This window comes from Mesorhizobium sp. M7D.F.Ca.US.004.03.1.1 (assembly GCF_003998635.1).
Taxonomy (GTDB): domain Bacteria; phylum Pseudomonadota; class Alphaproteobacteria; order Rhizobiales; family Rhizobiaceae; genus Mesorhizobium; species Mesorhizobium loti.
In genome coordinates this window covers 1-9,280 of record NZ_RZQG01000159.1, presented here as the reverse complement: position 1 = coordinate 9,280, position 9,280 = coordinate 1, and the positions used below count along the sequence as shown (strand labels likewise).

6 protein-coding genes are annotated in these 9,280 nt (G+C 63.5%); 4 read left to right on the top strand and 2 right to left on the bottom strand.

All coding sequences use genetic code 11. The features are described 5' to 3' along the window. A partial coding sequence (locus tag EN935_RS12090) for a YggS family pyridoxal phosphate-dependent enzyme (protein WP_127373340.1) occupies nucleotides 1-468 on the bottom strand: 468 nt, incomplete at its 3' end. Between the two features lie 155 nt (nucleotides 469-623). Here EN935_RS12090 and leuS point away from each other — a divergent pair. The 3 genes from leuS to EN935_RS12075 all read left to right on the top strand — a co-directional run bounded on the left by leuS (nucleotide 624) and on the right by EN935_RS12075 (nucleotide 6,818). After that, nucleotides 624-3,248, top strand: a complete 2,625-nt coding sequence (gene leuS / locus EN935_RS12085; RefSeq protein ID WP_127373339.1) for a leucine--tRNA ligase — start codon at nucleotides 624-626, stop codon at nucleotides 3,246-3,248. Beyond that, nucleotides 3,235-3,816, top strand: a complete 582-nt coding sequence (gene lptE, locus EN935_RS12080; protein ID WP_127266000.1) for an LPS assembly lipoprotein LptE — start codon at nucleotides 3,235-3,237, stop codon at nucleotides 3,814-3,816. Before leuS ends, lptE begins: the two co-directional genes overlap by 14 nt. A gap of 296 nt (nucleotides 3,817-4,112) precedes the next feature. After that, nucleotides 4,113-6,818 carry a DNA translocase FtsK gene (locus EN935_RS12075; RefSeq protein ID WP_127373338.1) on the top strand — a complete coding sequence of 902 codons (2,706 nt, stop codon included), beginning with the start codon at nucleotides 4,113-4,115 and terminating at the stop codon, nucleotides 6,816-6,818. A 92-nt stretch (nucleotides 6,819-6,910) separates the two neighbouring features. Here EN935_RS12075 and fsa read toward each other — a convergent pair whose 3' ends face one another. Further along, nucleotides 6,911-7,567 carry a fructose-6-phosphate aldolase gene (gene fsa / locus EN935_RS12070; protein WP_126066792.1) on the bottom strand — a complete coding sequence of 219 codons (657 nt, stop codon included), beginning with the start codon at nucleotides 7,565-7,567 and terminating at the stop codon, nucleotides 6,911-6,913. A gap of 90 nt (nucleotides 7,568-7,657) precedes the next feature. Between fsa and priA the strand changes: the two genes are divergently transcribed. Continuing rightward, on the top strand, nucleotides 7,658-9,280 hold a 1,623-nt coding region (gene priA / locus EN935_RS12065), incomplete at its 3' end, for a primosomal protein N' (RefSeq protein ID WP_127373337.1).

Sequence of the window (9,280 nt, the reverse complement as noted above, 5' to 3'; positions counted from 1 at the left end):
GCCATGCACATCGCGGCAGCGGGCGACGAAAGCCACCGCCTCGCGTGGCTCGATGCCGGCTTTCTGCGGTTCGGAGCCGGTGTTGACCTGGACATAGAGTCTTGGTGCCCGGCCCTGCCTGGCGATTTCCTTGGCGAGTTCGGCGGCGATCTTCTCGCGATCGACCGTTTCGATGACGTCGAACAGCGCCACCGCCTCTTTCGCCTTGTTGGATTGCAGCGGGCCGATCAGATGCAGTTCGATATCCGGAAATGCGTCCTTCAGATCAGGCCATTTGCCTTGCGCTTCCTGCACGCGATTCTCGCCAAAGATGCGCTGGCCGGCCTCGATGACCGGGTCTATGTCGGCGGCGTCAAAGGTCTTGGAAACCGCGACCAGCGTCACCGCGCCGGCATCCCGCCCGGCCTCCTGCTCCGCTACGGCGATCTTCGCCTTGACCGCGAAAAACTGCTGAACGACATCGCCCATATGCAAATCCTGCTGTTTTGACCGGCGTTTTTGTCAGACGCGATACCCATATGGTTGACGGGTTTGCCAAACCATGGTGAACACCCGGACCACATTCCCTGAACTGCCGAGCCGTCGCCCGCAGTTCGCGCATGCTTTTAAGTGAAAAACGTCCCATGGCAACCGAACGATACAATCCACGCGCGTCAGAGCCCAAATGGCAGAAGGCCTGGGACGCCAAGAAGCTGTTCGAGGCGCATAATGACGATCCGCGCCCGAAATACTACGTGCTGGAGATGTTCCCCTATCCGTCGGGGCGCATCCATATCGGCCACACCCGCAACTACACGATGGGCGACGTGGTGGCGCGCTACAAGCGGGCCAAGGGTTTCAACGTGCTGCACCCGATGGGCTGGGACGCATTCGGCATGCCGGCCGAAAACGCGGCGATGCAGAACAAGGTCCACCCCAAGGAATGGACCTACCAGAATATCGCCACCATGCGCGAGCAGCTCAAGGTCATGGGCCTGTCGCTGGACTGGGCGCGCGAATTCGCCACCTGCGACGTCGACTACTATCACCGCCAGCAGATGCTGTTCCTCGATTTCGTCGAGAAGGGGTTGGTGACGCGCAAATCCTCCAAGGTCAACTGGGACCCGGAGGACATGACGGTGCTTGCCAACGAGCAGGTCATCGACGGGCGCGGCTGGCGCTCGGGCGCGCTGGTCGAACAGCGCGAACTGACGCAGTGGTTCTTCAAGATCACCGACTTTGCGCAGGACTTGCTGGATTCGCTCGACGGGCTCGACGAATGGCCGGAAAAAGTGAAGCTGATGCAGCAGAACTGGATCGGCCGCTCGGAAGGCCTGCTGATCCGCTGGCCTCTGGCCACCGCCTCCGGCGGCGAGCATGAGCTGGAAGTCTATACGACAAGGCCCGACACCATTTTCGGCGCTTCCTTCATGGCTGTCGCCGCCGATCACCCGTTGGCCAAAAAAGCCGCCGAGAGCAATCCGGCGCTGGCTAAGTTCATTGAGGAAGTCCGCCATATGGGCACCTCGGTGGCGGCGCTGGAGACGGCTGAGAAGAAGGGCTTTGACACCGGTATCCGCGTCGTCCATCCGTTTGACGACAGCTGGACGCTGCCTGTCTATGTCGCCAACTTCGTGCTGATGGAATACGGCACCGGCGCCATCTTCGGCTGCCCGTCGGGCGACCAGCGCGACCTCGACTTCGCCAACAAATACGGCCTGCCGGTGATTCCAGTGGTGATGCCGGAGGGCGAGAATCCGGCGAGCTTCCAGATCATCGATGAAGCCTATGTCGACGACGGCGTGATGATCAATTCGCGCTTTCTCGACGGCATGAAGCCGGATCAGGCTTTCGACGAGGTGGCGAAACTGCTGGAGCAGAAGACCATCGGCAACCGGCCGATGGCCGAGCGCAAGGTGAATTTCCGCCTGCGCGACTGGGGCATTTCGCGCCAGCGCTACTGGGGCTGCCCGATCCCGATGATCCATTGCGAGGATTGCGGCGTGGTGTCGGTGCCGAAGGCCGACCTGCCGGTCAAGCTGCCCGACGATGTCGATTTCGACCGGCCGGGCAATCCGCTCGACCGGCATCCGACATGGCGGCATGTGAAATGCCCGCAATGCGGTGGGGATGCGCGGCGCGAAACCGACACGATGGACACGTTCGTCGATTCGTCCTGGTACTTTGCCCGTTTCACGGCACCGTGGGCGCATGAACCGACCGATCCCAAGGCGGCGAATGAATGGCTGCCGGTCGACCAGTATATTGGCGGCATCGAGCATGCGATCCTGCACCTGCTCTATTCGCGCTTCTTCACCCGCGCCATGCGTGAGACCGGCCATGTCGATCTGGCCGAGCCGTTCAAGGGCCTGTTTACGCAAGGCATGGTGGTGCACGAAACCTATCGCGTCGGCTCGGCGTCGAATGGCCGCTGGCTGGCGCCCACCGAGGTGCGGCTGGAGGATGTCGACGGCAAGCGCAGCGCCATCGACATCGCCACCGGCGAGACCGTCACCATCGGCCCGCTGGAAAAGATGTCGAAGTCGAAGAAGAACACGGTGAGCCCGGAAGACATCACCGATGGCTACGGCGCGGATACGGCGCGCTGGTTCATGCTGTCGGATTCGCCGCCCGAGCGCGATGTCGAATGGACCGACGATGGCGCTGCCGGCGCGCATCGCTTCATCCAGCGCATCTGGCGTCTGGTGTCGACGGCAGCTGAAACACTGGCCGGCATCAAGCCCGGGGCGGCTGGCAGCGGCGAGGCCGCAGTGGTTTCCAAGGCCGCGCACAAGATCCTGAAGGCGGTCGGTGAGGATATCGAGAAGCTCGCTTTCAACCGCGCCATCGCCCGCATGTACGAACTGGCCAACGCGCTGACCACGCCGCTTAATGAAGTGGCCGAAGGCAAGGCCGATGCAGCGCTGAAAGGTGCCTGCCGGCAGGCGGTGGAGATTCTCGTGCATCTGATCGCGCCGGTCATGCCGCATCTGGCCGAGGAGTGCTGGGAAACGCTCGGCGGCGCCGATCTGGTCGCCGAACGGCCGTGGCCGGTCTTCGATCCGGCGCTGGTCGTCGACAACGAAGTCACCTATCCGGTACAGGTCAACGGCAAGAAGCGGGGGGATTTGACAATTGCCCGCGACGCGGACCAAGGTGCGGTCGAAAAAGCGGTATTGGCTCTCGACTTCGTGCAGAAAGCACTCGAAGGTAAGGCTCCGCGCAAGGTGATCATCGTGCCGCAGAGGATCGTCAATGTCGTTGCCTGAGCCGGAAAAGACAGAGCTGAGCCGTTTGCTGCGTCGCATCGCGCTTGCCGGCCTGGTCGGCTCGCTCGTGCTTGTCTCGGCCTGCACGGTGCGGCCGCTCTATTCGAGTGCGCCGCTGTCGGGGTCGCAGGCCAGCGCCAGTGCCGAACTGGCGTCGATCGGCATCAAGCCGGTCGGCTCGCGTTCCGGCCAACAGGTGCGCAACAATTTGATTTTCGGGTTTGGACGGGGCGCCGGCGAACCGGCCTCGCCGGCCTATTCGCTCAATCTCGGCGTGAGCGAAGCCGTCGAGTCCGCGGCACTCGTGCAGGTCGGAACCGACCAGGACGAGCCGACCGCCGGTTCCGTGACGCTGACCGGCACCTATACGCTGGCCGACGTGAAGACCGGTGCGGTGATCGCATCCGGCAAGCGTTCGATCACCTCGTCCTTCGACAGGCCGCGACAGGAGTTCGCGGCATACCGGGCGCAGATCGACGCCGAGAATCGCGCCGCGCGCGAGCTTGCGGAAGCGCTGCAACTGTCCATTGCCCAGGATCTGGTCAGGCACAGCAAGACGGCTGGCTAGCGCTGCTCATCGGTCTAGCGCCCCAAGCATGACGGGATGATCGTGAGATCACGATCAGGTTCCGAATTGAGATCGTCCGGCATCGCCGCAAAGATACACCATCAGACTCCTCCATGGCACAGCGAGCAGATCGCGCCACCGGCGTGTGCGCTGTGAGACGACGATCGTGCCGCGTCGCTCGCAGAGGCTGTCACGACGATTTTGCTGCCCAAGGATCGTTGGCGATCCATCCGGGAAGCAACTGTTAACCACTCGCTCCCTATTGCTCGGCAGACATTTCAGAGTGAGTCTTGAGAATGGAAGCCAGGCGTTTTTCACGGGTCAATTTGTTGATGGCAGCATCGCCCGATGATCCCGAGGGGAAGCGTTTCGACGGCATCAGCGACAAGGGCGGTCAGCGAATTTCAGCAGCGACAGGCGCTCTCGATCGTCCGGCGCACAAGGGACTGGATGGCCGGCAGCCCGGTACACACCAGGCTGGTTATTCCGCGCCGGTTGTCGATCTCGGCGGCAACAAGCGGCTCTATATGGAGCCCAGGGGTAGCTCGGAGGCGAGCAACGCGCCCTCGAAAGTCGGCGATATCGAAAGCCCTGCCTGGCAAGAATACTTCTTCCTCGCACCCAACGTGCGTTTCACCCGCACGCCCGACTATGAGGCCAAGAAGCATCGTCCGCAGGACGAGCGTGTTGTCGAGCAAGGCGATGCGGACGCGCTCCCGACGCAGCAAGCCGTCGCGCAACCCATGGTCGACGAGGCGTCCGCCGCGCCCTCGCTCCTGGCATTGCCGGCATCGGTGAAAAGCCCCGCCTCCCAGCCGCTGACCGGCCGCGGAGCCGCCACGCAAAGGCCGTCACCGCCGGCTGCGGCTTTCGTTCCCTCGGGGGGTGCCAGAGAGAAGGTGCCAGTCGTTACGCCAGCGCCGCCGAGGACGGCCACAACGGGACGAGCAACCGCGCGCACGGTTGCCGCTGCGGGCGCCCAGATCAGACCGGCTGCTCCCGAAAAGCTGCGCTGGCCGTATCTTTCGGATCACGCCTTCTTCGAGGCCATGGCGCCCTATCTGGTCGATGTTTCGTCCCAGGCCCGGCAGGCCAACCCGCCTGCACCGGTCACCGCAGTGCCTGTCGCCGCTGCGCGGGCCGACATCCGTCCGCCGACAGCGACCGATGCCACCTCGCTGTTTCGTGTGATCGAATGTCTTCCGAGCCAGGCCTCGAAACCGTTGCCGGACGTTTTGCCGGCTAACTCGAACGAGGCTCTCGCTCAGCCCGAAGTGCCAGCGAGCAACGCGTCACTGCAGGCCCAGCCCGCTGCAATCCCCGCTGCGGCGCGCGATGCCGTTCCCGTGCCGGCCCTCGCAAGTGTAGACGCCACTGTCAGGATTACGGCCGCGCGCCCTTCCTCGCGCCTGCCTCGGACCGGCAAAATTGTGCCATCAACGTCGGGCGATCCTTATGAGCTTCCCCCGGAAGATCTGTTGCAGCAGCCCCCGGAGGGACAAGGCTTCTACATGTCGCAGGAGCGGCTTGAGCAGAACGCCGATCTGTTGGAGAGCGTGCTCGAAGATTTCGGTGTGCGCGGCGAGATCATTCATGTTCGTCCCGGCCCGGTCGTCACGCTCTATGAGTTCGAGCCGGCGCCGGGCGTCAAATCTTCCCGTGTCATCGGGCTTGCCGATGATATCGCCCGCTCCATGTCTGCTGTTTCGGCGCGCGTCGCCGTCGTGCCTGGCCGCAATGTCATCGGCATAGAGCTTCCCAACGAGACGCGAGAAACCGTCTATTTCCGCGAGCTGATCGAATCGGAGGGTTTTCGCAAGACCAGCTGCAAGCTGGCGCTTTGTTTGGGCAAGACGATCGGGGGTGAGCCGGTCATCGCCGAGCTGGCGAAGATGCCGCATTTGCTCGTGGCCGGCACCACCGGCTCCGGCAAGTCGGTTGCCATCAACACCATGATCCTGTCGTTGCTCTACCGGCTGAAGCCGGAAGAATGCCGGCTGATCATGGTCGATCCCAAGATGCTTGAACTCTCCGTCTATGACGGCATCCCACATCTTCTGACGCCCGTCGTCACGGATCCCAAGAAAGCCGTCACCGCGCTCAAATGGGCGGTGCGCGAAATGGAGGACCGGTATCGCAAGATGGCGCGGCTCGGTGTGCGCAACATCGACGGCTACAACGAGCGCGCCGCTACTGCCCGCGACAAGGGCGAGACGGTTGTCATGACGGTGCAGACCGGCTTCGAAAAGGGCACCGGCGAGCCGCTTTTCGAACAGCAGGAAATCGACCTTGCGCCGATGCCCTACATCGTCGTCATCGTCGACGAGATGGCCGACCTGATGATGGTCGCCGGCAAGGAGATCGAAGGCGCCATCCAGCGTCTGGCGCAGATGGCGCGCGCTGCCGGCATTCACCTGATCATGGCAACGCAGCGCCCCTCGGTCGATGTCATCACGGGCACGATCAAGGCCAATTTCCCGACCCGGATTTCCTTCCAGGTCACATCCAAGATCGACAGCCGCACCATCCTGGGCGAGCAGGGCGCCGAACAACTGCTTGGCCAGGGCGACATGTTGCACATGATGGGTGGCGGGCGCATTTCGCGCGTGCATGGGCCCTTTGTTTCCGACGCCGAAGTCGAGCATGTGGTGGCGCATCTGAAGGCGCAGGGTCGTCCTGAGTATCTGGAAACCGTGATCGCCGACGAGGATGAGGAAGAGGCCGAAGACGACCAGGGCGCGGTCTTCGACAAGGGATCGGTTGCAGCCGAAGACAGCGATGCCATCTACGACGAGGCGGTCAAGGTGGTGGTGCGCGACAAGAAGTGTTCGACGTCCTACATCCAGCGCCGCCTTGGCATCGGCTACAACCGCGCCGCATCCCTCGTCGAGCGCATGGAAAAGGAAGGATTGGTCGGCACACCTAACCATGTCGGCAAACGCGAAATCATCATGGGCCGGCGCCAGCAGGCGAGTGCGCCTGACGACGACAATGCGGATTGATCGGCGAGCTCTTTTGGTGGCGTGGCTTCGTCTGACGTGCATTAAAAAAGGCCGGTTACCCGGCCTTTTTTGTTAGTTGAAAATGGTGCGGCTCAGCCGATCTTCTGGCCGGTCTTGGCCCAGTCGGCGAGGAACTGTTCCAGGCCCTTGTCGGTCAGCGGGTGCTTGACCAGTGCCTTCAGGGTCGCCGGCGGCGCGGTAACAACATCGGCGCCGATCAGGGCCGCCTGCTTGACGTGGTTCACGGTGCGCACCGAAGCGACGAGGATCTCGGTCTGGAAATCGTAATTGTCGTAGATCTGCCGGATCTCCTGGATCAGTTCCATGCCGTCGATGCCGATGTCGTCGATGCGGCCGACGAAGGGTGAGATGAACGACGCGCCGGCCTTGGCCGCAAGCAGCGCCTGGTTGGCCGAAAAGCACAGCGTGACGTTGACCAGGCGGTTCATCTCGGTGCGGATCGTCTTGCAGGCCTTGAGGCCGTCCAGCGTCAGCGGCACCTTGATGCAGACATTGTCGGCGATCTTGGCCAGAACCTTGGCCTGCTGCATCATCTCGGAATATTCGGTGGCGGTGACTTCAGCCGAAACCGGGCCCTTGACGATGTCGCAGATCTCTTTGGTGACCTCGGCGATCTTGCCGCCCGATTTGAGGATCAGCGACGGATTGGTGGTAACGCCGTCGAGCAGTCCAAGATCGTTCAGCTCACGGATATCCTTGATGTCGGCGGTGTCGACAAAAAATTTCATGGCGGGTCTCCTGAAGATTCTTATGTGCATGCCATGCACATTCGGGGTCGGCCTTTGATCTAGACCAAAGTCAGGGCAAGGTCACGCCTCATGATCGAAGATTCGCCCTTTGTCGCAGCCGCACCGGTGCTGGTGCCGATGCCCGCCGAACGCCCCTACACCTATGCCGTGCCGGCCGGCATGCGCGTGGTGCCAGGCTCGATCGTGCGCGTGCCGCTCGGCCCGCGCCAGGTCGCCGGCATCGTCTGGGATGGGGCGGTCGAGAAGGTCGACGCGAAGAAGCTGCGCCCCATCGAACAGGTCTTCGACTGTCCGCCGATAGACCGCGCCATGCGCCGCTTCGTCGACTGGGTGGCGCAATACACGCTGTCGCCGCCAGGCATGGTGGCGCGCATGCTGCTCAGGGCGCCGGAGGCATTCGACCCCGAACCGTGGATCGAGGGGTTGCAGCGCACGCTTCTCGCACCCGACCGGATGACGGGCGCCAGGCAGCGCGTGCTGGAGACGGCCGAAGGCGGGCTTGCCTGGACACGGTCCGGCCTCGCCCATGCCGCCGGCGTGTCGTCGACGGTGATCGACGGCCTGAGGGCGCAAGGCGTGTTCGAGACGGTGATGATCCCGCCGCGCCCGGTGGTGGCCGCACCCGATTCCAGCTACGCCATACCGGAACTGATGCCGGACCAGAGCGACGCGGCGCTGATGCTGCGCGCCAATGTCGCAGCCGGTGTGTTCAACGTCGCGCTGCTCGACGGGGTCACCGGTTCGGGCAAGACGGAGGTTTATTTCGAGGCGGTGGCGGCCGCGCTCGACCAGGGCAAGCAGGTGCTGATCCTGCTGCCGGAAATCGCGCTGACGCATGCCTTTCTCGAGCGCTTCCAGCAGCGCTTCGGCGCCAAGCCGGGCGAATGGCATTCCGACCTGCCGCCGCGGATGCGCGAAAAAGTCTGGAGGCAAGTGGCGGAGGGCGGCGTGCGCGTCGTCGCCGGCGCGCGCTCGGCGTTGTTCCTGCCGTTCAAGGAGCTCGGCCTGATCGTCGTCGACGAGGAGCACGACCCTGCTTACAAGCAGGAGGATCGCGTCTTCTACAATGCGCGCGACATGGCGGTGGTGCGCGGCCATATCGGGAGCTTTCCGGTCGTACTGGCGTCGGCGACGCCATCGGTCGAAAGCCGGGTCAATGCGAGCCAAGGTAAATACAACAGAGCCGTTCTTTCTGCCCGTTTCGCCGAGGCTGCTCTTCCCCATCTGAAGGCGGTCGACATGCGGCGCGCACCGCCGGCGCGCGGCGGCTTCCTGTCGCCGGTGCTGCTCGACCAGATGCGCCAGACGCTGGAGAGGAAGGAGCAGTCGCTGCTGTTCCTCAACCGGCGCGGGTATGCGCCGTTGACGCTGTGCCGGGTTTGTGGCCACCGCTTCGGCTGCCCGGTCTGCTCGGCCTGGCTGGTCGAACATCGCTTTCGCGGCCAGCTGGTCTGCCATCATTGTGGGCACAATGAGCGTCGCCCCGAGGCTTGCCCGGAATGCGGCACGCTCGATCATCTGGTCGCTTGCGGGCCTGGTGTCGAGCGCATCGCGGAGGAGGTCGTGGCGCATTTTCCCGACGCGCGCACCATCGTCTTGTCGTCGGACCTGATGGGTGGCGTGCGGCGGCTGCGGCTGGAGCTGGAGGCGATCGCCGATGGCGAGGCCGACATCGTCATCGGCACGCAGCTC